We start from the raw sequence: 862 nt of genomic DNA on the forward strand, positions 1-862 counted from the left end.
CACGCGGCACGGTTCCTGGCCGAAGACGTTGACGCCACCGCGATCGTTGCCGCCAGCGAGTCGGGTCACTCCGCGCTGAAAATGGCCAAGTTCCGGCCCTGCGTCCCGATCATCGCCTCGACGCCGGACGATCGGGTCCGCCGACGGCTCGCCCTCTCCTGGGGCATCCACCCGACCACCATCCCCTACACTACCGAAGGGGCGGACGCCATCATCCAGAACGCTGCCGAGTCAGCGCTCGACACAGGGATCGTCAGGGATGGCGACAGGCTAGTCGTCATGTCTGGTATGATGACAGAACTCGAGGGGGTCGACAGCTCGAACATGCTGAAGATCCACGTCGCGGCCGAGACGACCGTCAGGGGTGATGCTGTCGGCAGCGGCCTCGTCACGGGCGAGCTACACCGCGTCAAGGACGGCGACCTCTCGACCGTTCCGGACGGGGCGATAGCGGTCGTCCCCTCAGAATACAGCGGTGAGCTGACTGGTGACGCCGACCACATCCGCGGGCTCGTCGGCGGAGAGCGTGGCATGAAACCCGGTTCGACGAGCCACGCCGCCGTTCTCGCTCACGAACGTGACATCCCGATGATCGCTGACGCCGAGGTCCCCGACGAACTCGAAGACGGGACCGTCGTCACGCTCGACGCCGAGCGGGCCATGCTCTATCGCGACGCTCCCAGCGACACCTCGACGCAGTAGTCGCTCTTCGGCGCGGGCGTCTGCAAAAAATGTTATCCGGGCCGCGTGCTGTCGTCGATCCTATCGGGCGGTGAAGCCGCTATCGACGGTCAGCGCCTCGCCGTTGGTGAACGACGCGCCGTCCGAGCAGAGCCACAGGACGGCGTCGGCGATCTCTTCG

At 66.1% G+C, this 862-nt stretch carries 2 protein-coding genes; one reads left to right on the top strand and one right to left on the bottom strand.

All coding sequences use genetic code 11. From position 1 onward, the window contains the following. A partial coding sequence (locus tag OB916_RS16935; protein ID WP_315910473.1) for a pyruvate kinase alpha/beta domain-containing protein occupies positions 1 to 702 on the top strand: 702 nt, incomplete at its 5' end. Positions 703 to 762: 60 nt separating this feature from the next. On the opposite strand, the gene OB916_RS16940 is transcribed toward OB916_RS16935, so the two are convergent. Beyond that, the coding region (locus OB916_RS16940) for an SDR family oxidoreductase (protein WP_390884101.1) at positions 763 to 862 on the bottom strand (100 nt) is incomplete at its 5' end.

It is taken from the genome of Halapricum hydrolyticum, assembly GCF_025517535.1.
Lineage (GTDB): Archaea > Halobacteriota > Halobacteria > Halobacteriales > Haloarculaceae > Halapricum > Halapricum hydrolyticum.